Genomic DNA, 24078 nt, shown 5'->3' on the forward strand with positions numbered 1-24078 from the left:
GGCAGACCGCATGAGGGCAGTGAGCCCCGTTCTGCTCATTGTGCTCACACAGCGATTCAGGCGCTGTTCTTCACAGACGCCCGGCCGGATCCCGTGGGGGGAATCCGCACCGGGACATGGGAAGGCGCCCTGTCGTCGGCCCGTGGGGGGACCGGCGTGGGGCGCCTTCTCGCTTTTCCCGAGGCTCGGTCCCGGCCCGGCCCGCTGACGAAAACACCGGACGGCACACCCCTGAGGGCATGCCGTCCGGTGTCCGTGCGGGCGACCGGTGTCGGTCAGCGCTGTTCGACCGGGATGAAGTCCCGCTCCACCACGCCCGTGTAGATCTGGCGCGGGCGGCCGATGCGGGAGCCCGGCTCCTTGATCATCTCGTGCCACTGGGCGATCCAGCCCGGAAGGCGGCCGAGGGCGAACAGGACCGTGAACATCTCGGTCGGGAAGCCCATGGCCCGGTAGATCAGACCGGTGTAGAAGTCGACGTTCGGGTAGAGGCTGCGCGAGACGAAGTAGTCGTCGGAGAGCGCGTGCTCCTCCAGCTTCAGCGCGATGTCCAGCAGTTCGTCGGACTTGCCGAGAGCGGACAGCACCTCGTGCGCGGCGGCCTTGATGATCTTGGCGCGGGGGTCGAAGTTCTTGTAGACCCGATGGCCGAAGCCCATCAGGCGGACGCCGTCCTCCTTGTTCTTCACCTTGCGGATGAAGGAGTCGACGTCGCCGCCGTCGGCCTGGATGCCCTCGAGCATCTCCAGCACCGACTGGTTGGCGCCACCGTGCAGCGGGCCCCACAGGGCGGAGATGCCGGCGGAGATCGAGGCGAACATGTTCGCCTGCGAGGAACCGACCAGGCGCACCGTGGAGGTCGAGCAGTTCTGCTCGTGGTCCGCGTGCAGGATGAGCAGCTTGTCCAGGGCGGAGACGACGACCGGGTCGAGCTCGTACTCCTGGGCCGGGACCGAGAAGGTCATGCGCAGGAAGTTCTCGACGTAACCGAGGTCGTTGCGCGGGAAGACGAACGGGTGACCGATCGACTTCTTGTACGCGTAGGCCGCGATGGTCGGGAGCTTGGCGAGCAGCCGGGTGGTGGAGAGGTTGCGCTGGCGCTCGTCGAACGGGTTGTGGCTGTCCTGGTAGAACGTGGACAGCGCCGAGACGACCGACGACAGCATGGCCATCGGGTGAGCGTCGCGCGGGAAGCCCTTGTAGAAGTTCTTGACGTCCTCGTGCAGCAGGGTGTGCTGCGTGATGTTGTTCCTGAACGTGCTGAGTTCGTCGACGGTCGGCAGCTCACCGTTGATCAGCAGGTAGGCGACCTCCAGGAAGGAGGAGCGCTCGGCCAACTGCTCGATCGGGTACCCGCGGTAACGGAGGATGCCTCCCTCACCGTCCAGGTACGTGATCGCGGATTTGTATGCGGCGGTGTTGCCGTAGCCGCTGTCCAGCGTCACCAGGCCGGTCTGGGCGCGGAGCTTACCGATGTCGAAGCCCTTGTCGCCGACGCTGCTGTCGACCACCGGGTAGGTGTACTCGCCGTCGCCGTACCGCAGTACTACAGAGTTGTCGCTCACGTCTTCCCTCACCGACGTAGTGCCTCATCTTCGAGGTGCCCTGACTGTCTCTACCATCCCCCACTTGGCTCAGGAGAGTGCACTCGGGGTCGACCATCGGGCCCATTGGCGGCACTCAGTGCCGCCAACTTTCTCATCCTGCCCGTTGCGTTCCACTTCCGGAAGCCCTTGTGACCTTTGCGACTCATTTGATCGATCATTTTTCTTCCGGGATCGGGGCGAAGGACCGCAACAACGGCGGATCAGGCCCCCGCGAGCCGGAAGTCGAGCGCCGTGCAGCGCCTGCCGGCCGACACCGTGCGGACCGCCTGCCCGATCGCCCTGCGGGAGCCGACGAGGACGACCAGCCGCTTGGCCCGGGTGACCGCCGTGTAGAGCAGGTTGCGCTGGAGCATCATCCAGGCGCCCGTGGTCACCGGGATGACGACGGCCGGGTACTCGCTGCCCTGGGAGCGGTGGATGGTCACCGCGTAGGCGTGCGCCAGTTCGTCCAGTTCGTCGAACTCGTACGGCACCTCCTCGTCCTCGTCCGTCAGCACCGTCAGCCGCTGCTCGACCGGATCGAGCGAGGTGACCACGCCGACGGTTCCGTTGAAGACCCCGTTCGCGCCCTTCTCGTAATTGTTGCGGATCTGGGTGACCTTGTCGCCGACACGGAAGACCCGACCGCCGAACCGCTTCTCGGGCAGGTCCGGGCGGCCCGGGGTGACGGCCTGCTGGAGCAGCCCGTTCAGCGTGCCGGCGCCGGCCGGGCCCCGGTGCATGGGGGCCAGGACCTGCACGTCCCGGCGCGGGTCGAGCCCGAACTTCGCCGGGATGCGGCGCGCGGCGACGTCCACGGTGAGCCGGCCCGCCTCCTCCGTTTCGTCCTCGACGAAGAGGAAGAAGTCCTTCATGCCGTCGGTGACCGGGTGCTGCCCGGCGTTGATCCGGTGCGCGTTGGTCACCACGCCCGACTGCTGGGCCTGGCGGAACACGCGGGTGAGGCGGACGGCGGGGACGGGACTGCCGTCCGCCAGCAGGTCACGGAGCACCTCGCCCGCGCCGACGCTGGGGAGCTGGTCGACGTCGCCGACGAAGAGCAGGTGGGCGCCGGGAGCCACGGCCTTGACCAGTTTGTTGGCCAGCAGCAGGTCGAGCATGGACGCCTCGTCGACCACCACCAGGTCGGCGTCCAGCGGCCGGTCCCGGTCGTAGGCCGCGTCGCCGCCGGGCTTGAGCTCCAACAGGCGGTGGACGGTGGAGGCCTCGGCGCCGGTCAGCTCGGCCAGGCGCTTGGCGGCGCGGCCGGTCGGCGCCGCGAGCACCACCTTGGCCTTCCTGGCGCGGGCCAGCTCCACGATGGAGCGGACGGTGAACGACTTGCCGCAGCCGGGGCCGCCGGTGAGGACCGCGACCTTCTCGGTGAGCGCCAGCTTCACGGCGGCCTCCTGCTCGGGGGCCAGGTCGGTTCCCGTACGCCCCTTGAGCCAGCCGAGGGCCTTCGCCCAGTCCACGTCCCGGAAGCCCGGCATCCGGTCCTCGCCGGTGCGCAGCAGCCGCAGCAGCTGAGCGGAGAGGGACAGCTCGGCGCGGTGGAAGGGGACCAGGTAGACCGCGGTGACCGGGTCGCCGCCCTGCGGGTCGGGCACCTTCTCCCGGACGACGCCGGGGTCCTCGCCCTCCTCCGGCTCCGCGGCCAGCTCGGCGAGGCACTCGATGACGAGCCCGGTGTCCACCTGGAGCAGCTTCACCGCGTCGGCGATCAGCTTCTCCTCGGGGAGGTAGCAGTGCCCCTGGTCGGTGGCCTGCGACAGGGCGTACTGCAGGCCCGCCTTGACCCGGTCCGGGCTGTCGTGCGGGATGCCGACGGACTGGGCGATCTTGTCGGCGGTGAGGAAGCCGATGCCCCAGACGTCGGACGCCAGCCGGTACGGCTGGTTCTTCACGACGGAGATCGAGGCGTCGCCGTACTTCTTGTAGATCCGCACGGCGATGGAGGTGGACACCTCGACGGTCTGGAGGAAGAGCATGACCTCCTTGATCGCCTTCTGCTCCTCCCAGGCGTCGGCGATCTTCTTGGTCCGCTTGGGGCCGAGACCGGGCACCTCGATGAGCCGCTTGGGCTCCTCCTCGATGACGGTCAGGGTGTCCAGCCCGAAGTGCTGGGTGATGCGGTCGGCGAAGACCGGCCCGATGCCCTTGACCAGCCCCGAGCCGAGATAACGCCGGATGCCCTGGACGGTGGCCGGGAGCAGCGTCGTGTAGTTCTCCACATGGAACTGCTTGCCGTACTGCGGATGGGACCCCCAGCGCCCCTCCATCCGCAGCGACTCGCCCACCTGGGCGCCGAGCAGCGCCCCGACGACGGTGAGCAGGTCGCCGGCACCCCGGCCGGTGTCGACCCGGGCGACCGTGTAGCCGTTGTCCTCGTTGGCGTACGTGATGCGCTCGAGGACGCCTTCGAGGGTGGCGAGCCGCCGCTCACCGGGGGCCGCTGCGGACTGGTTGGACATGCTCCGACCGTACCGGTGGGCTCTGACAGGGTGCCGGGCCGTCCGGGCTTCAGCGCCGGGAATCCGCTGCGAGCGCTTGGACGAAGGGGGCGAAGGTCCCGGGCAGGGGGGCGCGGGCAGGGGGGCGCGGGCCAGGGCCTGTTCCCTCACGCGGGTGAGCCGGGGCTCGAAGGGACATCCTCCTTCACGTCGGCGTCACCGGTCGTGTACGGACGGGCGAGCGCTTGCTCGGCCGGCGTCCGAGCCACCGTGCTCGCTCCCTTTCCTTCCGGTCGGACCGGATCCTGGATGTGGGTGTCCATCCGAAAGTCCTAGGTCCGGGGTAGGGGCGCGTCTGGATCCCTGGACCGATGGTGGCGCATCATCGCGTGGCTAAAGTCGGAGCACATGAAGATCGACAGCACGCTCGACGAAGCCTACGAACGGCTGCATCGGACCGGACCGGAATTCGAAGGCTGGCTGACCAACCACGGTCCCATGGCGGTGGAATCCATGGTCAGACGCGGACACGCGCGACAGGTCCACCGCTGGTTGGACCTCTACATGAGTCGGCTGGACGATCGGCCCCGCGGCGCCTCGCCCATCACCGCCGCCGAATGGCGCACGGCGCTCGGGGACCCCCGCCGTCTCGGTGACTGGCTTGCGTTCTTCGAACGCGAGGTGACCGAACAGCCCTGGCGCGCGGTACTGGAGACGTGGTGGCCACGGCTTCTGCCCGGCATCGCGGCCGGCGCCACCCACGGGGTGATCCGTACCGGCCACGCCGTCCACGCCCTGCTGGACCACGAGGACGGACCGCGCCTGGCCGAGCTCGGCCAAGCTCTCGGCTACTGGGCGGCGCGCTGGCAGCGGGTGCCGTCCGCCGCCCCTTCCGGAACCGCCGACCCGGCGTCCGCTCTCGCAGGCGTTCCGCGCGTTCCCGACCAGACCGCGGGCATCAACCACCGGCTCGACCAGCTCACCGACCTGACCGGCTGGCCGATCGCGCTGGCCGCGCTGAGACCCGCCGCGGACGCCGGGCAGGCCCGGGACCTGCTGGCCGATCTGACGACGGCTGCCGCCGTGCACTACCTCCCGAACGCGCACGGCTCGCCCGTCATGCTGGTTCACGCCGCAACCGCGCCCATGGCCGTCCTGCGTACCTTGCCCGCACTCCCCAGCACCCAGTGGGTCATGAGCCTGCACGCGGCCTGGGCGGCCAGCGCGGCCGTGACCGCGGCCTACACCCCCGCCGCACCCACACCTCGGCACGCCCTCCCCACCGCCCACCGGTCGGCGGAGGAGACCTTCGCCCTTGCCGTCCGCCACCAGGACGAACACGTCATCAAGCTCGCCGACACCTGCCTTGACGTTCACCGACGCACAGGCCACCCCGATGCCCTCACCGCAGTGATCCGCGCGACCGAGCTGATCGACGAGTCCTGACGCCGCGCCTTTCGGCTTCGGCCCCAGGCAGGTTCTTCCGAGCCCCTGCCGGTCGCGGGTCTTGGCCGGCTACTGCGGCCCCGGCCCCCCTGGCTCACCGGGCGGCCGCTGCGGACCGGTGGGGCGCGGTTCCACGGTGCAGGTGGGGTCGGACGTCCCGGACCCTGCCCGGGAGGCCGGGGTCGGTAGGCTCTCGTGAACGGACTCGAGCTGATGGCGGAGCGCGCGTGATGCGAGACCTCTACAACGTCCGGTTGCGGCCCACCGAAGCCGAAGCCGCCGTCGCACCGCTGACCGACGAGGAGGAGCAGCGCTTCCGGGCCGTGCTCTTCAGCGAACTCGGGAACGAGATCGCCGACCACGGCTACGCGCGTTTCCCGGCGTACACGCCCGAGGACCGCCGCCGGCTGGTCGATGTCGCCCACCGCCTCACCGCGCACTGGGGGCAGCAGGTGTTCGTCGAGGCCGAGGACCTCACCCGCCTGAGACTCCACCTCACCGGCCACGAGGCGCGTCCGCAGTCGCTGCCGACGACCTCCTGAGCCCCGCGCCGGCAACGGCCCCGGGACGCTTCGCAGTTCCTTCGCCGAATCCTTCAGGGCGGGGTGCGCCGGGCACCGCCGGGCACGCTGCGGATCGGGGCGCGGGACGCGGACCCCGAACCGCCGGAACCGCCCAGGGCGTTCCTTCCGCATCACCCTGCCGACCAGGTGAGGACGGCGGCGTGGTGGTCGGCGACGGCCTTGTCGTAGGCGGTGGATAGCCTGCGGTGATGAGCAACGCGATATGGGATGCCCTGGCAACGACGCCCCTCCCGGAAGTACGGCGCCGTGCGGCCATAGTGGACGACCTCGCCGAGGTCGACCCGGTGACGGTGCCCGGCGCACGCCGTCTGGCCTGGAACGACGGCGGCGGCCAGTCCGCGGTCTGGTACTTCGCGGAGGACGGCCGCGTGCTGCTGCTGACGTTCGACCACGAGTCGGAGCTGAATCTGTACGCCGAGGAGGATTTCGCCCTTCAGGAGTCCTTCTACGAGGGCGTCCCCGAATCCCTCGTCGCCCTGGTCCGCGACCGTCCCGAGAACTACGAGTCGCTGAACCTCACGGACTCCGCGACGGGCCGGACGATTCACTACGCAGGCGGTGTCTTCTGGTACGACGGCACGCGCTGGCACGTGTCCGACGGCCTGGCGGAGTACTGCCGCCGCGAGGACGCGGACCTCTTCGGCGAGTCCGGCTTCGACTACTGCCTGGACGTCTACCGCTTCGGCGAGGACTTCACCCCGGAGACCGTCGTGGCGCTCCAGGACGAGAACGGTCGGTACGAGGACGAGAAGGAGAAGGAAGCGGACCTGCACGGCGTCCGCGACGTCTTCACCCGGCACAGCTAGGGCGTTTCTTTCCCCTCATCGGATCGTTGGTCCGGTCGTGCCGTTGACTGACGCGCAGGGGGCGCGGACAAGGCCGTAAAAACCTGGCCCTCTTCGGCACGGGCCCGTCTACGTCGCCGCAGTGGTGCCGTCGCCCACATCGTCAGCCCGAAAAGGGTCAGGAGCACCGCCCCTCCGACGAGGGTGGGGATCGCCGCCATGAGGAAGACCGTCAGCAGCAGCTCCGCCCACGCCGGCTCCTCGCCCATCGTGCTCCCGCCCTGTGCCATGAACACCACGACGCCGACAGCCGACGGCCGGTTCCGGGCACACGGCCGATGGCACCCCGCACGCCGAGGACGACGAGACGGCTCTCGGCGCGATCGAGGTGCTCGGCTCCAAGGCCGGAAAACCGGAAAACCGGTCCGGGTCGCCGGCTTCGACGGCACGCCGGACGGCCGGAAGGCGGTCGGGAAGGGCACCCTGTACGCGTACGTCGCACAGCAGCCGGCCGCCCGCCCGGAACGACCCTATGGGGAGCCATGGAGAACCAGTCCGTGTACGACTACGACCTGCTGATCGTGGGGTCGGCCAACGCCGACCTGGTGATCGGCGTGGAGCGCCGGCCGGGCGCCGGGGAGACGGTGCTCGGCTCCGACCTGACCGTCCACCCGGGCGGCAAGGGCGCGAACCAGGCGGTCGCGGCCGCCCGGCTCGGTGCCCGTACGGCCCTGCTGGCCCGGGTCGGCGACGACGCGCACGGGCGAATGCTGCTGGACTCGCAGTGGGAGGCCGGGGTCGACACGGCGAGCGTGCTGGTGGGTGGGGCGCCGACCGGCGTCGCGCTGATCACGGTGGACCCGTCCGGAGACAACAGCATCGTCGTCTCGCCGGGCGCCAACGGCCGGCTGACGCCCGCGGACGTACGCGCCGCCGGGAGCATCCTCCACGCCGCCCGGGTGGTCTCCACGCAGCTGGAGATCCCGCTGGAGACGGTGGCGGAGGTGGCGCGCACGCTGGCGCCGGGCAGCAGGCTCGTGCTGAACCCGTCGCCGCCGCAGCCGCTGCCGTCCGAAGTGCTGGCGGCGTGCGACCCGCTGATCCTCAACGAGCACGAGGCGAAGGTGATCCTGGGTGAGGCCCGCGTCGGTGAGGAGCCCGAGGACTGGGCGCGGCTGCTGCTCGCGAAGGGGCCCCGGTCGGTGGTGGTGACGCTGGGCGGTGAGGGTTCCCTGGTGGCCTCCTCCGACGGTGTCGCCCGCATCCCCTCCGTACCGGTGCGCGCCGTGGACACCACCGGCGCCGGGGACTCCTTCACCGCGGCGCTGGCCTGGCGGCTCGGCCTCGGCGACTCCCTCGCCGACGCAGCCTCCTACGCGGCCCGGGTGGGGGCGGTGACGGTCACCAAGGAGGGCGCGCAGGTGTCCTTCCCGACGGCGGACGAGGTCGCCGCACTGTGAAGAAGCACGGAATACCCAACCGGCGTCTCCCCTGTGCTCTGGCCCAGCTGGGCCACGGGGACGGGGTCCTGCCGTGCGCGGGGAAACTTCGACGCGGAGAAATTTCGAGGGGGCCCGGTACGTGACCGGGCCCCCTCGGTTTCCTCCCCCTGTTCCCTCCCCTGTCAGAACCTCTCGGATCCCCCCGGGTCCCCCCACAGAAGCCCTGACAGCAAGTACGACCCGTGGGATGCGGGGAGGGTTGTAAGTCTTCGCGAAAAAACTTTCCCGGCTTTCGGCCGGGTGCATGTACGGGTGCGGTGCCGGGGGTCCGCGGCACCGTCGTCGCGCCCGAGCCGTGGGACGTTGTCCCCCTACATGTCCGGATCACGTCACATCATGCTCAACGACGTTGCGTTCGCGACGGGTTGTGCGACAGCACGTTCGAACAGATTTGTGATGCGTACGTGACGCACGGGGGTGACACACGTGAAGTTCGACATGGGGTCCACGACCCTGTCGGATCTGGGCAAGAACACGGTCGGTTCGAGCACCGACCTGGGCACGCTGATCCGCATGCTCATCCAGGCGGCCGAGCCGCTGGAGGGCAAGTTCAACGGATCCGGGAAGGTCGCCTTCGACTCGTTCAAGACCCGGGCAGACGAGATCACCGCCGCGCTGAACCAGTCGCTCGGCGCGATCCTCGAAGGCCAGGGCGGTATGGACACCGCGTTCGGCACCGGTGACGTGGAACAGCAGGACAACGCCCAGAAGAACATGGGCGCGGCGAACTTCGACGCGGCCCGCTTCGGCGCGCGCTAGAGCGCCGGCCGGGGCAGAGACCGACAACCACAGGGGGTTTTGACGATGGGCCAGAATCTGGACCGCCGCTCCTACGACACCGGCGCGTCGAGCGAGGTGCAGGGTGGTCTGCAGGGCATCGTCGGCCAGTTGGAGCGCGTACTGGCCGACCGCGACAAGGCCGTGAAGGCCGCCATGGCCGACTTCCAGGCCGACGGGGTCTCCGAGGAGTACCACGGCAAGGAACTGCGCTGGAACCGCGCGGCCAACGAGGTGCGCAGCATCATCCAACTGGTGCGCACCACCCTCGAGGACAACGACGGGACGGCCCAGGCGACGATGGCGAAGGCGCGGGCGGCGGTCGACAACATCGGCTGACGCGGGCGCGTCGGCGGGCCGACGGCACACGGGAATACGGGGATACGGGGAATCCACATGACGGGGTGGGACATCTCGCCGTCCGGCGTGCAGCGCGTTCTCACGCAGACGGCGGAGGCGGCCGAGGGCCTCTCGGACACCGGGAAGGCCCTGCAGGAGACGCTGCCGAGCGCGGCGAAGTCCGCCGGCACGGTCCAGCAGGGCGGCGTGGAGAAGAGCGGGGTCCAGGGCCCGGTCGCGGCGGCGCTGGGCGAGTTCTTCACCGCCTATCAGGAGAAGCTGATGTACGTCGCGGTGCGCACGTCGAACTCCCTCAACGGGGCGGCCACCGCCACCAACGCGTACGTCAAGGGTGATCTGGACATGGCCGCGCAGGCCCAGGCGAACGCGCTGAAGGAACCGAAGATCGACCTGCCGGGGGCGGGCGGGCAGCAGGGGGGCACGTGAGCGCGGACCTGATCGACCCGCAGAAGATCCCGCAGTTCACCGGTGACCTGGAGCAACTGGGCACGGACCACATGCTGCTGACGGCGGAGGCCCTGGTCTTCCGCCAGTCGGGATCCGACGTGCACACCCGCTTCCAGGGGCTGTCGGCGTGCTACACGGCACCGGAGGCGGAGCAGTTGTTCGCCACGACCGCGCCGGTGGCGGCCAAGGCGGACGAGTTCGCCGACGATCTGGAGAAGGTCGCGGCGGCCCTCAGCTCGTACGAGACGGAGATCCAGCCGCTGGTGGCCAGGCTGAAGAGCCTCAAGCGGCGTGCGGAAACCTTCCGGCAGCAGATAGCGGGGGACGACGACTGGCGCGAGGACGACGACAACGTCCAGCTCAACAACGACCTGGTGTACGACGTCAACGCCACCGCGGAGGCCTTCTGGCTGGCGGAGATCGCCTGCCACAACACGATCACCGCGCTGGTGGGCGGCTCGACGCTGATCCTCGAGGACGGCGCGGAGAAGCGTCTGGTGAAGCGCGGCACCAGCACCTACGGCTTCACCGCCGACCTGCTGAACCAGTCCGAGGAACTGCCCTGGGGCAGGACCGTGGAGAAGGAGCGGCACGGACTCGACTGGCTGGGCCACCAGGTGTGGGAGTTCGGCAAGGGATTCTTCGTCGACGGAGTCTGGGGCACGATCCAGGGCCTCGGCACCCTCGTCGGCTTCGACGGCTGGGACGCGGCAGGCGAGGCCTGGAAAGGGCTCGGCAAGCTCGCCACCGGAGTGCTCATCACCGCGGTGCCCGTCGTCGGCGTCGCCTACTGGGCGATGCCCGAGGACAAACTGCCCTCCTACCTGCGCGACTCCCGCAACGCGGTCAAGGAGACGGGCAAGGCGCTGGTCGCCTGGGACCAGTGGGGCGAGAACCCCGCACGCGCGAGCGGCGCGGTCACCTTCAACGTCCTGACCACGGTGTTCACCGGAGGCGCCGGAGCGGCGGCGAAGAGCGGCGCGGTGGCCCGCACGGCCGGCGCGCTCGGCAGGACGGCCCGGCTGGTCGACCCCATGACGTACCTGGGCAAGGCCGCGACGTTCGGCACGGTCAAGGTCAAGGTCACCGACCTGTTCGCCGGCCTGCGGGGCGTACACGCGGGCGCCTACGCCGACGTCCTCTCGGGAGCAGGACGGGTCCAGCCCGACGGCAGCGTGGTCCGGGTCGCCGACGACACGCCGGTCATCCGCGACAACGTCGTGGAGTGGCCGGACGGAACCCGGCTGAACCTGGACGACGGCTCGGTCGTCCGCGCGGACGGGACGGCGGCACCGGCGAAGGTGGAACTGTCGGCGGCGGACCGGGAGTTGCTGGAGCGGAGCCTGCCACACGAGGAGGGCGCGCTCGTCGGAGCGGGCGACCGGGCAGGCGCGCACGCCTCCGGAGGCACGGCGGCCCACGTCGGCAGCGACGCGACGGGGCGGGCCAGCGGCCACACGGTGCCGACCGCGCACGCCACCGATCACACTGGAGGGCATACAGCGGGTAGCGACGGGAACGTAGGCAGCGGCAGGAACGTCGGTGGCGGTGGGACCGACAGCGGCCGGGTTCCCGCCCAGCACGGCAGGACCGGCGGCGGTCACGCGGGCGGGGACGGCCGCGGCACGCCTCTGGAACGCGGTGACGGCAGTGCGCCACAGACGTCCCGCAGCGGCGAAGCCACTCATTCTGGCAACGGAACTGGCCATCAGGGCAACGGCGGCCCGGACGACCTCGCCCGGACCGGCGATGACGTGCCGGGCAACGAACCCGAGGGCACGACACCGGGGCGGCCCACCAAGGTGCAACGCCCAGACTTCATGCGTGAGGGGGACAACCCTTACGGGCCGCGCGGGTCACTGACACGGGAGCAGATCGAGGAAATCCAGGTCTACCGCGCCAACCACGAACCCGGTTACCTCGAGCGGTACTACAAGGAGAACGGATGGCGCAAAAGGCTGGAGGTCCGGGACGAGAGTGGATTCACTCCTCCTCAATTGGCTCAGATGTCGGAGAACGCCCCCTGGATCAGAGCCAAGGACACTCCAGCGGCACCCGAGCCGCATTTCCTGGACGATGATTACATCAGCGTGGGACCGGACACCGTCACCAGTAAGGACAGGCTCCGGATTCTGGATGCGGCCGCGGACAAACGCCACTCCGCCGTCGAGTGGGACAACACAGTCAAGAGGTGGAAGACGGAGGCCGAAATAGCGGATGACATCCACAGCACTGCCGACTCGGCTGCGCAGCGAGTGGAAGCCGGAGCAACCTACAAGGAGTCCCACACCGCGATGGGCCGTTCGGCCGGGGAATTCGGCGAGACGGCTGCCGAGTATCATTACATCGCCGAGCACTACCCAGATTTCGAGAAACAGTCGCTTCTCGGCCCGAAGAACGGCAATGATCAATTTGATCAAGTCTGGAAGCACAAGGATGGCCGAGTAATCGTCGTCGAGGCCAAGAGCAGCACCGAAACTGGCCTCGGCAGCCGAACCCTTCCAGACGGCCAGCGGGTTTCCCAGGGGAGCAGAGAGTACTTCTTCGATATCATGGAGGCCATGAAGAAACGAGGGGAGCGGGATCTCGTCAGAGATTTAAGAAAGGCGCTCACTCAAGGCAAACTGGAATATGCCGTGGTCAAGGGTGAGAAGAACTCTGGCACGTACACTGGCCTTCAATATCGACGGTTCGACATCAGCAAGGGGACTCTTCCGTGACCACAGAAATCACCCGGCACGGCCTGCCGGCAGGACCTGATGCCGAACAGTTCGCTGAGCAGTTGGCCTCCGATCTGACTGACGAGATCAACGACCTCGAGGACTCATCAGAGTTGATCGACTTCGCGTTCAGCTCCGGAGTGATGAACCTGCGCGCCCGCTGCGTGAACGATCCTCAGGCCGAAACAGTGGAGACCTGGGAAGCGGCAGTCAACGCTATGCAGCTGGGTTCTGCCCTGTTCGCCGTCACGGCCAAGAACGAGGGCACAGTCGAATGCCGTATCAACGGGAAAGTGCGCACCCTTCAGGCGACCGGCCCGCTCTCGACGGCCCGCGCGGGAACCTGGCTGAACGCGTTCTGGCTCGCCGTCATCTGCCGTGAGCCGGAGCGTATGACGCAGTTGTGCGAGGTCCCCCTGGAGCGGCTCCGGGCGCCGGAGGGGCAGTACGACGAGTACATCTACCACTGGGTCGACACCCTGCAGACGTACTGGCTGCGCCGGCCGGGGCTGGTCGAGAAGCTGACCACCGCACTGCAGATGTCGGATCCGGCGGTTGCCCGCATCGCCCCGCGAGATCTGCTGCAGGGCATCCTCTATCCGCCGATCAACCTCTTCTACCACTTCGTACGCAGGGATGTGGAAGGCTTCAGCCCCGCACTGGAAGAAGCCCTGAAACTGCACCGCGCCTACTGGACCCTCACCGAGGAACGGCAGAAGGACATCGACGGCGCCATCGCCCTCGGCCCCCTCGCCATCGCCTGCTGGGCGTACGACGGGCACCTGCCCATCGAGGTCGAGTCGGACTACCTGCCCCAGCACCTCCTCCAGCACGACTGGCTGGGCGAATTTCCCACGTGAGACAGATGACCGACATGACCGCTCACCCGCCTTCACGCGGTGACGGTTGCGGGTCGCCCTACCTCTGGGAGGACAGCGGCAACGACGGGCCGCGGACGAGCACGATCGATGTACGACCACCTCTTCGAGGGTCAGCCCGTACAGCCTTCGCCTCCGCAGGAAAGCCGGGGGTAGTAGTCCTGATGAGCAACTCGCGGCGAATCGATATTGACGACGCAGAAGTGGACATGGACGAAACGCAACGCCTGCTCTACCGAGGAGAACCCTTCACCGGCGAGGTGACGGAAAGCCTTGGCGGCAAGCTTGTGAGTCTGGACGCATATGTCGGGGGAATTCAGAACGGTCCGTCGCGCGAGTGGCACAAAGACGGGACTCTGCGATCGGAGGGCACCGTACGCGAGGGTCTTCCTCGCGGAGAATTCAAGGAGTGGCATCCGAACGGCACACTGGCGGCACGTAAAGTCTTCGACGATGACGGTCTCACACTCCGAGAGGAATACCGGTGGGACGAGGACGGCCGACCGACGAGAAGTTGGCGTCTCGATGACCATCCGTAGGAGTGCCGCAAGGATCCCGGCCGTCCGGGCTGCGATGCGTCTTCAGGAGTGGCTTCAGGGAGGCGGCACAGGTGGGATCGACATGATCGGTCTCGATCTGAGCGGTGCAGATCTCTCCGGAGGCATCTTTCAGGAGTCCTGGTTCACCGATGCCAAACTGGTCGGGACCAAACTGATCGGTGTGGATCTCTATCGCTCCGACGCCGAAGGGGCCGACTTCTCCGGGGCCGACCTGACGCGGGCATCGCTCGTGCGTGTCAACCTCGATGACGCGGTGTTCCGGGGGGCGGTGCTCGACAGCGCGGACCTGGTCAAGGCATCGCTGTACGGGGTCGACGCCTCGGCCGCCTCGCTCCGGGGGACTCGCCTCATGGGTGCTTCGCTGATCGATGCCGACTTCCGCGGCACCGACCTCTCCCAAGCGATCGTCCGCGAGAATACGTTCAAAGTGACCGTCGACGAGAAGACCAATTTCACAGGGATGTCCGGCACCCTTTTTGGCCCTCTCCAGCTGATCCGTCGCAACGGTCAGCAGGAAATCGGCGGTGCCGATCTGGAGCGTTGGTTGCGGGAACGTGGTGGCGATGTACGTGTACTGGAGAGCCGGGGGTAATGGGAATTGTCAGCCATTGTTTCGCGGCCCGCGATGGAAGGTACCCACCCAAATCCCGATCAACTCCGGCAGGAGCTCAACGAGGACACGCTCAAATACATCGATGAGCTGGAGGAGTGGCCGCAAGGTTTCGGCATGGTCTTCAACGGCGCCTTGCACACCGCCAAGCTCCAGTGCTCCCTCGATCCCACCACCGACAAGTTGGAGACGTGGGAGGCCTGGGTGATGGCCATGCAGGTCGGGTCCGCCCTGTTCGCCTCGGCGACCGCTCCGGAGGGCTCCACCGTCGAGTGCATGATCGGCCATGAGGTGCGGACGATCCCCGCCGTGGGGATCACGCACTTCACGGACGCCGGTACCTGGCTGGACGTCTTCTGGCTGGCGGTCGTCTGCCGGGACCAGGCACGGATGACGCAACTGTGCCAGGTGCCGATCGAGACGCTGCGGGCCTCCGGCGCCGTGTTCGAGGAGTACATCTACCACTGGGTGGACACCCTCCAGACGTACTGGCTGGAGCGGCCGGGACTCGGGGAGAAACTCGTCGCCGCGTTCGACGGGACCGACCCGGACCGGCTGCGGTTCCTCGACCGCGAGATGATGCTCAAGGTCCTGTATCCGCCGATCAATCTGTTCTACCGCTTCGTCGGACGGGATGCCGACCAGTTCAACGAGGCCCTGGTCCAGGCACTCCAGCTCCACAGGGAGTACTGGACGGCAAGCGAGGAGCGCCAGGAGACGGGTGACGGTGACATCCCTCTCGCCGTTCTCGCCCTCGCCTGCCTCGCCCACGACGCCGGACGGCCCGTCGAGGTCGAATCGGAGTACCTGCCCGAGCATCTGCTCAAGCGCAGCTGGCTGGGCGAATTCCCGACGTGACACGAGGTGAATGATCAGAATGACCGCTCAGGACTACGACAGCCAGCTCCTCGAATCCGTTTCCGTGCGGCGGCGGCGGTTGCGGGACGCCCTGGTGTTCGGGGCGCAGCGGCAACGGCGGGCCGTGGACGAGCGGGTGGGGAAGGTGATCGCCGGGATGGTGATCACGGCCGTGCTCTGCGCGGGGTGTATCGGGTGGTCGTTCGTGTCGCATCGGCTGATCGGGGAGAACAGCCCGTACTCCCCCGGCGTTTCCACGCCCTCCAATAGTCCTACAGGCCGGTGATAGGTTCGCGAACGTGATGTCTACGGGGGCCTTGCGCAGGGAAACGGCCGGTGGGCCGACGGTGTTGAGCCGGGTCACGCTCGTCGGCGAGCGGCGCCGCGTCGACCTGGTGCTTCCGGCGCGGGAGCCGGTCGGGCTGCTGTTGCCCGAGGTCATGCGGTTGCTGGACGACCGTGTGGCGGGGCGGCCCGCCTCGCGTCACCTCGTCACGGTGGACGGCTCCGCGCTCGATCACGACAGCACACTGGAGACGGCGGGCATCCGCGACGGTGCCGTCCTGCCTCTCGTCCGTGCGGAGGACGCCCCGCCCGCCCCCGTCGTGCACGACGTCACCGACGAGGTGGCGGAGGATCTGGGTCATCGGGCGTGGGTGTGGGGGCCGGCCGCGCGGCGGGTCACGGCGGGGGTCGCGAGCGTGGGCTGGGTGGTCGTCGCCGCGCTGTTCGCGCGGGCGCAGTACGACCGGTCGGTCGTCGCCGGTGCCCTGCTCGCCGCCGCCGGTGCGGCCGCGGTCGCGGGTGCGGTCCTGGGGCGGGTGCGCAGGCACGGGCTCGCCGCGACCCTCCTGTGTGCCGGTGGCGCGCTCGGTGTGCTGGGCGTGTGGAGCCTGGTCGACGACCTCGGCGGGTCCTCGGCGGGCGCTCTGCGGCTCGCCGGGTTGGCTGCTGTGAGCGTGCTGGTCCTCGTCCTGCTGGGGTTGTTCACGCCGTTGGGGCGGGGCGGGCTCGTGGGGGCCGGGGCCGTGGCGCTGACCGCCGTCGGCTGGGAGGTCGTCGTCGCAGTGCAGTCCGGCGCCGGGACGGCGGAGCAGCAGGCCCGTGTCGGGGCCGTTGTCGGCGTGGTCTCGGTGGTGCTGCTCGGCGTGCTGCCGCGGCTCGCGCTGATGGCGTCCGGGCTCTCCGGGCTCGACGACCGTCGGGCCGGCGGGGTCTCCGTCAGCCGCCACCAGGTGTCCGTCGCCCTGGCCGCCGCCCACCACGGGTTGGTGCTCGCTACGATCACTCTGGCGGGGTCGGCCGCCGTGGCCGCCGTGCTGGCGCTGCGGGATCCCTCCGGGTGGACGGTGCCGCTGGCTGCGGTCGTCGCAGTGGTGCTGGCGCTGCGGGCCCGGGCGTTCCCGCTGGTCGCCGAGGTGGTCGTGCTGCTGGCCGCCGCGGCGGGCGTCGCCGTGCGGTTGCTGGTGGTGTGGGCGGAGCGGTCCTCGGCCGCGGCACCGCTGGCCGTCCTCGTGGTGCTGGCGGTCCTGCCGCTCGTCGTGCTCGCCGTGCAGCCGGCCGAGCACGTACGGGTCCGGCTGCGGCGGGCCGGTGACCTGCTCGAGTCGGTGGGGGTCATCGCGCTGCTCCCGCTGCTCGTCGGCGTGTTCGGTGTGTACGGGCGACTGCTCGACACCTTCGCTTGAGGGCTTGAGGGGCGCGGTGGCATGACGAGCGGGGAGCAGGGGCGGGAGCAGCCGTCGGCGCACGGCGGCGGCGATGGCGGTGGCGGTGACTGGCAGCGGGACGTGCTGCGGGAGTTGGGCGGCGGGGGAAGCAGCCCCTCGGATGCGGGGACGCACACCGGTGCGGAAGCGGGGGCGGGCACGGAAGGTGACGCGCCCGGCGCTCCGGACGGTCCGGTGTCCCCCTCCCCCGTACCGGCCGACCGGGCCGCCGGCGAGCCGGTCCCGGAGCGGTCCGCGGCGCCCGCCGCCCCCGTCCTCACCCGTGCCCCCCACCTCCCGGCTGCCCCCGCCCCCGAGTCCTCCCCCACCCTCGACCCCCGTCTCCTCCTCGCCCTGGGGCGCCCCCTGCACGGCGACTCCGTGACCCGGCGCACGGGGAGGGCGCTGCGCAAGCTCACCTCGTCCGTGGCCCAGGACGTCGCCGAACAGACGCGGATCGCCCGGGAGTTGCAGCAGCCCGTCACCACGGGCCGGGTGGTGGCCGTCACCTCCATCCGCGGCGGTGTCGGCAAGTCCACCGTCTCGGCGTTGCTCGGGCGCACCCTCAACCACTACCGGCACGACCCGGTGCTGACGCTGGAGGCGGATGCCGCGCTGGGCACCCTGCCGGTGCGCATGGGTGCGGAGGCGGTGCGCTGGACGTGCGCCGATCTCGCGTCGATCCTCCACCCGTCCATGCGACTGACGGACGTGACCGGCTACTTGGTGCCGGTGCCGGACGGCGGCTGGCTGCTGCCCGCGAGCCGGGGCCAGGTCGGTCCGCCGCTCGACATGACGTCGTACCGCAAGGTGACGCTGGCGCTGCGCCGCTACTTCGCCGTGACCGTGGTCGACTGCGAGACGCTCCCCGGCGAGGTGGCCCGCACCGCCATGGACACCGCGCACGCCCGGGTGGTGGTGGCGCCGGCCACCGCGGAGGGGGTGAACGCCACCCGTCAGGTGCTGGACTGGCTGGCCCGGTTGCCGCACTCCGCCCTGGCCACGACGGTCGTGGCGCTGGTGTCGGGCACCCCCGACATGCTCCTCGACGACAAGACGGCCGCGGGGCACCTCAAGGAGGCCGGGGTCACCGTCGTCTCCGTGCCGTACGACCGGCATCTGGCCGGTGGGGGTCCCATCCGCACCGACCTCCTGGCGCACGCCACGCAGCAGGCCGTGCTGCGGCTGGCCGCCGAGGTGATGGGTCGCGCGGTGAGGGTGCGATGAGCGTCCGGCCGGTGCGCCCCGGTCCGTGCCCGTCCTGCCTGCCTTCCCGCGCCCCTTCCTGCCCGCCTTCCGTCACGACCCGCTCCGGAGAAGTCCGCCCGTGACCCTGCAGATCGTCCATCGGCCCGCCCGCAGCATCCGCCCCCCGGAACCCGCCCGGCCCCGCACGATCGAACCCCCGCCGAACCTTCCCGAAGGGAAGATCGGCAACGCGGCCACCGCGCTGCTGCCGATGGCCGGCGTCATGGGCTCCGTGATCATGATGACCGTGATCCGCAACAGCCGGTTCGCGGTGGTGGGCGCGGTCGTGCTGGTCTTCGCGCTGCTGGGCGCGGTGGCGCTGTTCCTGTCGCAGCGGGGCAAGGCGCAGCGCACCCGGCGCACGCAGCGTGAGCGCTACCTGGAGTACCTGGAGGAACTGCGGGAGGAACTCGGCGTCGCGGAGCGCCGGCTGCGGGATGCGGAGCGGGAGCTGAACCCGCCGCCGGACGCGCTGTACGACCTGGTGCGGGACCCCGCCCGGCTGTGGGAGCGGCGCCGCCGGGACTCCGACTTCCTGCGGGTACGGGTCGGTCTCGGTGACGTACCGGCCCAGGAGCCGGTGATCCAGCAGAGCGGCACCGGCGGGGTGCTGACGCCGCCGGATCCGTTCATGCTCAACGAGGCGCGCGCCCTGCAGCGCCGGTTCGCGACGGCCGCCGACGTGCCCTTGACGGTGCCGTTGGACCGGGCGGGAAACGTCAGCGTCGTCGGCGACCGGGAGGACGTCCTGCGGGTCGCCCGGGCCCTGCTGGTACAGACGGCGGTGACGCACGCCCCCGACGATGTCGCGCTCGCCCTGGCCGTGCCCGGCGAGCGGCTCGCCGAGTGGGAGTGGGCGAAGTGGCTGCCGCACGTGCTGGATCCGCAGGCGCACGACGGTCCGGTGGCCGCCCGCCGCATCGCGCCCGATGTCCGGCAGCTCACCGAAGGGCTCCGGCACGAGCTGGGCCGACGGTCCGCGTACGCGGCGGAGGTGCGGCGCGGTCTGGCCGACCGGACCGCGCTGCGGCTGGCGGGCCGCCTGCTGGTGGTCGTCGACGCCCACGGCGAGCCGGCCGCCGAGCTCCCCCGCCCGGACGCGGCGGTCGGGCTGGCGGACATGGGGGTCACCGTGGTGCACCTCCTCCAGGAACAGGTGCACGAGCCGGACGAGGTGAGCGTGCGCCTCACCGTCCGGGGCGAGCGGGTGGTCGTCGAGGACGTGCGTGGTTCCTCCGCCGCGGAGGACCTGCGCGGTTCCTCCGTCGCCGAGGGCACCGTCGACCCGGTCACCGCGGCCGGGGCGGAGGGCGTCGCCCGGCTGCTGGCCCCGCTGCGGCTGTCGCCGGAGTCCGTCGCCGAGGGAAGCCCCGTCACCGGACCGGTCGACTTCCCCGCTCTCCTCGGCATCGCCGATCCCGCCGACCTCGATCTGCCCACTCTGTGGCAGCCCCGCGGCGAACGCGACTTCCTTCGCGTGCCCATCGGCCTCACGGACCGTCATGAGCCGGTTCTGCTGGACCTGAAGGAGTCCTCCCAGCTCGGCATGGGCCCGCACGGACTGTGCGTGGGAGCCACCGGCTCCGGCAAGAGCGAGCTCCTGCGCACCCTCGTCCTCGCCCTGGCCGCCACCCACTCCCCGGAGGACCTGGCGCTCGTCCTGGTCGACTACAAGGGCGGCGCCACCTTCGCCCCCTTCGCCGAACTCCCGCACACCGCCGGGATGATCACCAACCTGGAGAATCAGGCAGGGCTCGTCGAACGCGTCCACACCAGCCTCGCCGGTGAGGTCAAGCGCCGTCAGCAAGTCCTGAAGGACGCCGGCAACGTCGCCGACATCGGGCACTACGCCGTGCTGCGCGCCACGGAGCGGCCGGACCTCGAACCGCTCCCGCACCTGTTCGTCGTCATCGACGAGTTCGGCGAACTCCTGACGGCGAAGCCGGACTTCATCGACCTGTTCCTGTCCATCGGACGCATCGGCCGCTCCATCGGCGTCCACCTGCTGCTGTCCAGCCAGCGCATCGAGGGCGGTAAGCTCAAGGGCCTGGACACCTACCTGTCGTACCGGCTGGGCCTGCGCACCTTCTCCGCCGACGAGTCCCGCACGGTCCTCGACACCACCGACGCCTTCCACCTGCCGCCCCTGCCCGGCTTCGGCTACCTGAAGGTCGACACCTCCACCTACGAACGGTTCAAGGCCGGGTACGTCTCCGGCGCCCACCGCGGTCCGGCGGCGCGCGAGCGGCGGGACGAGGAGCCGCTCGCCCTGCCCTACCCGGCGTACAACACCGCGGGCCGGGCCGAGGAGCCGGAGGAGGAACCCTCCGCCACCCGCCGCGAGACCGGCCCGACCGTCCTGTCCCTCATGGTCGGCGGGCTCGCCGGCGCCGCGCCCGCCGTGCGCCGCATCTGGCTGCCCCCGCTGCCGGACGCCGTCACCCTGGACGCGGCCGCAGGACCGGTCCGGGTCTCCGAGCACGGGCTGCACCTGGCGCGCGCCACGGGCGGGATGCGGGTGCCGCTCGGTGTGCTCGACGACCCGGCCCGGCAGTGGCAGGGCCGGTGGGAGCTGGACCTGACCACGGCCGGCGGTCACGTGGCCGTGATCGGCGGCCCCCAGTCCGGCAAGACCACGCTCCTGCGGACCCTCGTGCTGTCCCTGGCGGTCACCCACACACCCCGCGACGTCGCCGTGTACGGACTGGACCTGGTCGGCGGCGGCCTCTCGGCGCTGGCCGCCCTGCCGCACGTCGGCGGGGTCGCCGGACGGGCCGACCGTGAGCGCGCGGCCCGTACGGTGGCCGAGGTGCGCGCCATGCTCGACGAGCGCGAGACGGTCTTCCGCGAGCACGGCATCGACTCCGTCGACCAGCTCCGCCGGCTCCGCGCCCAGGGCCGGCTGCCGCAGCTCGGCTCCACCGACGTCGTCCTCGTGGTCGACGGTTTCGGCGCGCTGCGCGACGACTTCGCCGACCTCGACGAGCCGGTCGCCGACCTGCTGAAGCGGGGCGGCGGCTACGGCATCCACGTGGTGGCGGGCATGCTGCGCTGGAACGACGTCCGCATCGCCACCCAGTCGCTCTTCGGCACCCGCGTCGAACTGCGCCTGAACGACCCCGCCGACTCCTCCGTCGACCGCAAGCTCTCCGAGACCCTCTCGCCGGACGTGCCCGGCCGGGTGCTCACCGACGGCAAGCTGTTCGCGCAGGCCGCCCTGCCCCGCATCGACGGCTCGCCCACGACCGGCGACCTGGGCCCGGCCCTGGACGAGGCGGCCCGGACCGTCCGCGCCACCTGGCACGGCAAGCCCGCCGCCCCGGTGCGGGTGCTGCCGGCCCGGCTGCCGGTGAACCGGCTGCCCTCACCGGCCGCCGAGCCGCGGCGGATACCCTTCGGCCTCGACCAGGACGCCCTCGCCCCCGTGCTGCTCGACCTCTTCGGCGGCGACCAGCACCTGCTGGTCCTCGGCGACAACGAGTGCGGCAAGACGAACCTGCTGAAGCTGGTCGTCGCCGGGCTCGTCGAGCGGTACTCCGACGACGAGCTGGTCTTCGGCGTCTTCGACCCCCGCCGCGGCCTGCGCGGCGTCGTCCCGGAACCGTACCGGGGCGGCTACGCCCACAACGCCACGCTCGCCGCCGCCCTCTCCACGGGCATCGCCGCCGAACTGCAGAAGCGGCTGCCGGAGACCGCCGACCCGGACGCACCCGAGACCGGCGAACCCGCCTTCCGGGGCCCGCGGATCGTCATCCTCGTCGACGACTACGACATCCTCACCACCGCCGGACAGCAGCCCCTCGCGCCCTTCCTGCCGTACGTCTCCTCCGCGCAGGACATCGGCCTGCACTTCGTCCTGGCGCGCCGCGTCGCGGGAGCCTCCCGCGCGCTGTACGAGCCGCTGCTGACCACCCTGCGCGAGACGGGCACCACCGCCCTGGTGATGACCGGCGACCGCACCGAGGGGCAGCTCTTCCCCGGCCTGTACGCCTCCCCGCAACCACCCGGCCGCGGCACCCTGGTCCGCCGCGGCCGGCGCCACCAGCTCGTCCAGACCGCGCTGGCCGGAGCCGAAGAAGCCGAAGAGGAGCAGTCGTGACCAAGGACGTCATCGCCCTCACCCCGAAGATGCCGGACACCTGGGCCCTGCTGGCCGGCCTGTACGCGGGCGGACCCGAGGCGGGCGTCACCACCGGGTCCGGGGGCGCCGTGCTGCGTCTGTGCGCCCCGGACGGCAGGACCCTCGTCTCGGTGGAGGCCCCGCTGCTGGTCCAGGTCCCCGGGGAGGCCGAACGGCTGCTCGGGCAGGACGTGCCCGTGCCGTTCTGGTGGACCGAGGCCCGGGCCTCCGGCGCCGTGCCCGAGGCCGAGCGGCTGGCGGGGTCCGTGTGCGGGCGGCTCGCCCTGCTGCTGGGCGGCAGCACCTGGCCCGAGCCGGCGGCGGGCACCGAGGTCGTGGACGTCGGGGCGGCCGTCGCGCCGGACGACGGACAGCCGGTCGTGGACGTGCTCACCGACAGCACGTCCGTCGTCCTGGCCGACCGGCCCGTCCTGGCCCTGACCACCTGGCTCTCCGAGGTGCTGCGCGGCACCTCCGAGTCGGGCCGGGCCCTGCAGATCGTCACCCCGCCGCACGTCCGGCTCAGCGCCCCGGCCCGCGCCACCCTCCTCCAGGTGCCCAACCGCTGGGTCATCCAGGACCCGGCACAGGGCTACTACGACGGGCTGTCCGGGGCGGTGCTGCGCTGGCAGGAGGGCACGTTCGCGCCCGCACTCAGGTCGGACGGCACGGCCTCGGTCGCCGAGGCGTTCGGCCGGACGTCCCCGTCGAGCGAACGGCAGCTCGTCGTGGCGTTCCGTACGACGCTCCCCGCGCACCAGGACGCCGTTCTGGGCGCAGCGCTCGAGACGGCCTGGCGCGCGCTCACCGGCTCGGCCCCGGCAGGCTGGGGCACCGCGGAACCCGTCAACCTGCCCTGGTCGCCGCGCCGGCTGACCGATCTGGCCCGTGACCGGGCCCCCGAGCCCACCCATCTGCTCGTGACGGGGCACCCCGACCGGCCCGCGCTGGCGTGGATCCGGGTGACGCGGACGACCGCCGGGGTCGAGCAGGACGTGACGCTCACCCTCGGGTACGGGGAGGGCGAGGAACCGCCCCTGGAGGCGATCGGACCCCTCGCCGAGACCCTCGTCGCGGAACACGGGCTGACGACGATGCTGACCTCGGTGCGGCGGGCCCCCCGCGACCTCACGACGGCGCCCGTGCTCCAGGCGCCGTCCGTCCCGGTCGCCTTCACCCTGGGGGCGCGCGACGTGCGGGGCATCGGACTCACCCATGCCCGTCGCCCGCCCGTCGCGGTACGGCCCGTCGTCCTGGGGCCCGCCTCCGAGCCGGCCCTGCACTACCCGCTGGGGGACGGGTCGGACGCCGGCGCCCTCGTCGAGCTGCACCGCCTGGCGGCACATCTGCGGGCCGGTGTGCCGGGGGCGGGGATGGACGCCTGACGGCGTGCTTCGTGCACGGGACACCGCGGGCGGGACCCGGGTCACGGAGC

19 protein-coding genes and 1 pseudogene are annotated in these 24078 nt (G+C 70.7%); 18 read left to right on the plus strand and 2 right to left on the minus strand.

The genetic code is table 11. The features are described 5' to 3' along the window. Positions 1 to 275: 275 nt before the first annotated feature. Positions 276 to 1565, minus strand: a complete 1290-nt coding sequence (locus JL475_RS10460) for a citrate synthase (RefSeq protein ID WP_109382337.1) — start codon at positions 1563 to 1565, stop codon at positions 276 to 278. 242 nt (positions 1566 to 1807) lie between these two features. Then, positions 1808 to 4060, minus strand: coding sequence for an ATP-dependent RecD-like DNA helicase (locus JL475_RS10465; protein WP_202277260.1), 2253 nt, complete (start codon positions 4058 to 4060; stop codon positions 1808 to 1810). Between the two features lie 387 nt (positions 4061 to 4447). On the opposite strand from JL475_RS10465, the gene JL475_RS10470 reads away from it, so the two are divergent. The 18 genes and pseudogenes from JL475_RS10470 (at position 4448) to JL475_RS10550 (ending at position 24028) form a co-directional block, all read left to right on the plus strand. After that, positions 4448 to 5485: a questin oxidase family protein gene (locus JL475_RS10470; protein ID WP_202277261.1), complete on the plus strand. Its 1038-nt coding sequence runs from the start codon at positions 4448 to 4450 to the stop codon at positions 5483 to 5485. A 230-nt stretch (positions 5486 to 5715) separates the two neighbouring features. Next, entirely contained in the window at positions 5716 to 6027 is a 312-nt protein-coding gene (locus tag JL475_RS10475) for a hypothetical protein (RefSeq protein WP_237406796.1), read from the plus strand. Between the two features lie 230 nt (positions 6028 to 6257). Further along, positions 6258 to 6875 carry a hypothetical protein gene (locus JL475_RS10480; RefSeq protein WP_202277263.1) on the plus strand — a complete coding sequence of 206 codons (618 nt, stop codon included), beginning with the start codon at positions 6258 to 6260 and terminating at the stop codon, positions 6873 to 6875. A gap of 536 nt (positions 6876 to 7411) precedes the next feature. Then, positions 7412 to 8314: a ribokinase gene (locus JL475_RS10485; protein WP_202277358.1), complete on the plus strand. Its 903-nt coding sequence runs from the start codon at positions 7412 to 7414 to the stop codon at positions 8312 to 8314. After that, positions 8311 to 8391 (plus strand): annotated as a pseudogene (locus JL475_RS41445) (D-ribose pyranase); the annotation flags it as partial. The gene JL475_RS10485 and the pseudogene JL475_RS41445, both read left to right, overlap by 4 nt. Before the next feature lie 391 nt (positions 8392 to 8782). Continuing rightward, positions 8783 to 9115, plus strand: a complete 333-nt coding sequence (locus JL475_RS10490) for a hypothetical protein (protein WP_109382377.1) — start codon at positions 8783 to 8785, stop codon at positions 9113 to 9115. Positions 9116 to 9160: 45 nt separating this feature from the next. After that, complete coding sequence (locus tag JL475_RS10495) at positions 9161 to 9472, plus strand: pore-forming ESAT-6 family protein (RefSeq protein WP_109382349.1); 312 nt, start codon at positions 9161 to 9163, stop codon at positions 9470 to 9472. A 57-nt stretch (positions 9473 to 9529) separates the two neighbouring features. Further along, positions 9530 to 9919, plus strand: coding sequence for a DUF6507 family protein (locus JL475_RS10500; protein WP_202277264.1), 390 nt, complete (start codon positions 9530 to 9532; stop codon positions 9917 to 9919). Continuing rightward, positions 9916 to 12660, plus strand: coding sequence for a hypothetical protein (locus JL475_RS10505; protein WP_202277265.1), 2745 nt, complete (start codon positions 9916 to 9918; stop codon positions 12658 to 12660). The genes JL475_RS10500 and JL475_RS10505 overlap by 4 nt, the downstream gene beginning before the upstream one ends. Next, positions 12657 to 13520, plus strand: a complete 864-nt coding sequence (locus tag JL475_RS10510; RefSeq protein WP_202277266.1) for an immunity 49 family protein — start codon at positions 12657 to 12659, stop codon at positions 13518 to 13520. The genes JL475_RS10505 and JL475_RS10510 overlap by 4 nt, the downstream gene beginning before the upstream one ends. 182 nt (positions 13521 to 13702) lie before the next feature. After that, on the plus strand, positions 13703 to 14077 hold the full coding sequence (locus JL475_RS10515; RefSeq protein ID WP_202277267.1) for a toxin-antitoxin system YwqK family antitoxin: 375 nt from the start codon (positions 13703 to 13705) through the stop codon (positions 14075 to 14077). Between the two features lie 82 nt (positions 14078 to 14159). Next, positions 14160 to 14690 (plus strand): pentapeptide repeat-containing protein, encoded by a 531-nt coding sequence (locus JL475_RS10520; RefSeq protein WP_237406789.1) that lies wholly within the window; start codon positions 14160 to 14162, stop codon positions 14688 to 14690. 33 nt (positions 14691 to 14723) lie between these two features. Further along, positions 14724 to 15566, plus strand: coding sequence for an immunity 49 family protein (locus JL475_RS10525; RefSeq protein ID WP_202277269.1), 843 nt, complete (start codon positions 14724 to 14726; stop codon positions 15564 to 15566). 19 nt (positions 15567 to 15585) lie between these two features. Next, positions 15586 to 15852, plus strand: coding sequence for a hypothetical protein (locus tag JL475_RS10530; protein ID WP_202277270.1), 267 nt, complete (start codon positions 15586 to 15588; stop codon positions 15850 to 15852). A 16-nt stretch (positions 15853 to 15868) separates the two neighbouring features. Next, the gene (eccD, locus tag JL475_RS10535) at positions 15869 to 17254 is read left to right on the plus strand and encodes a type VII secretion integral membrane protein EccD (protein ID WP_202277271.1); all 1386 of its coding nucleotides are present in this window, start codon (positions 15869 to 15871) and stop codon (positions 17252 to 17254) included. 21 nt (positions 17255 to 17275) lie between these two features. Continuing rightward, a complete protein-coding gene (locus JL475_RS10540; protein WP_202277272.1) occupies positions 17276 to 18502 on the plus strand; it encodes a hypothetical protein in 1227 nt (408 codons plus the stop codon). Positions 18503 to 18602: 100 nt separating this feature from the next. Continuing rightward, complete coding sequence (eccCa, locus tag JL475_RS10545; RefSeq protein ID WP_202277273.1) at positions 18603 to 22622, plus strand: type VII secretion protein EccCa; 4020 nt, start codon at positions 18603 to 18605, stop codon at positions 22620 to 22622. Continuing rightward, on the plus strand, positions 22619 to 24028 hold the full coding sequence (locus JL475_RS10550; RefSeq protein WP_202277274.1) for a DUF6177 family protein: 1410 nt from the start codon (positions 22619 to 22621) through the stop codon (positions 24026 to 24028). Before eccCa ends, JL475_RS10550 begins: the two co-directional genes overlap by 4 nt. The last annotated feature ends 50 nt before the right edge of the window (positions 24029 to 24078 follow it).

Origin of the sequence: Streptomyces sp. M2CJ-2 (assembly GCF_016757295.1) — a bacterium.
GTDB lineage: Bacteria > Actinomycetota > Actinomycetes > Streptomycetales > Streptomycetaceae > Streptomyces.

Bases quoted from the DNA above. Each gene is read 5' to 3' on its own strand.
- JL475_RS10465 (WP_202277260.1), bottom strand. From the start codon at position 4,060: ATGTCCAACCAGTCCGCAGCGGCCCCCGGTGAGCGGCGGCTCGCCACC.
- JL475_RS10470 (WP_202277261.1), top strand. From the start codon at position 4,448: ATGAAGATCGACAGCACGCTCGACGAAGCCTACGAACGGCTGCATCGG.
- JL475_RS10475 (WP_237406796.1), top strand. From the start codon at position 5,716: ATGCGAGACCTCTACAACGTCCGGTTGCGGCCCACCGAAGCCGAAGCC.
- JL475_RS10480 (WP_202277263.1), top strand. From the start codon at position 6,258: ATGAGCAACGCGATATGGGATGCCCTGGCAACGACGCCCCTCCCGGAA.
- JL475_RS10495 (WP_109382349.1), top strand. From the start codon at position 9,161: ATGGGCCAGAATCTGGACCGCCGCTCCTACGACACCGGCGCGTCGAGC.
- JL475_RS10500 (WP_202277264.1), top strand. From the start codon at position 9,530: ATGACGGGGTGGGACATCTCGCCGTCCGGCGTGCAGCGCGTTCTCACG.
- JL475_RS10515 (WP_202277267.1), top strand. From the start codon at position 13,703: ATGAGCAACTCGCGGCGAATCGATATTGACGACGCAGAAGTGGACATG.
- JL475_RS10520 (WP_237406789.1), top strand. From the start codon at position 14,160: ATGATCGGTCTCGATCTGAGCGGTGCAGATCTCTCCGGAGGCATCTTT.
- JL475_RS10525 (WP_202277269.1), top strand. From the start codon at position 14,724: ATGGAAGGTACCCACCCAAATCCCGATCAACTCCGGCAGGAGCTCAAC.
- JL475_RS10530 (WP_202277270.1), top strand. From the start codon at position 15,586: ATGACCGCTCAGGACTACGACAGCCAGCTCCTCGAATCCGTTTCCGTG.
- eccD (WP_202277271.1), top strand. From the start codon at position 15,869: ATGTCTACGGGGGCCTTGCGCAGGGAAACGGCCGGTGGGCCGACGGTG.
- JL475_RS10540 (WP_202277272.1), top strand. From the start codon at position 17,276: ATGACGAGCGGGGAGCAGGGGCGGGAGCAGCCGTCGGCGCACGGCGGC.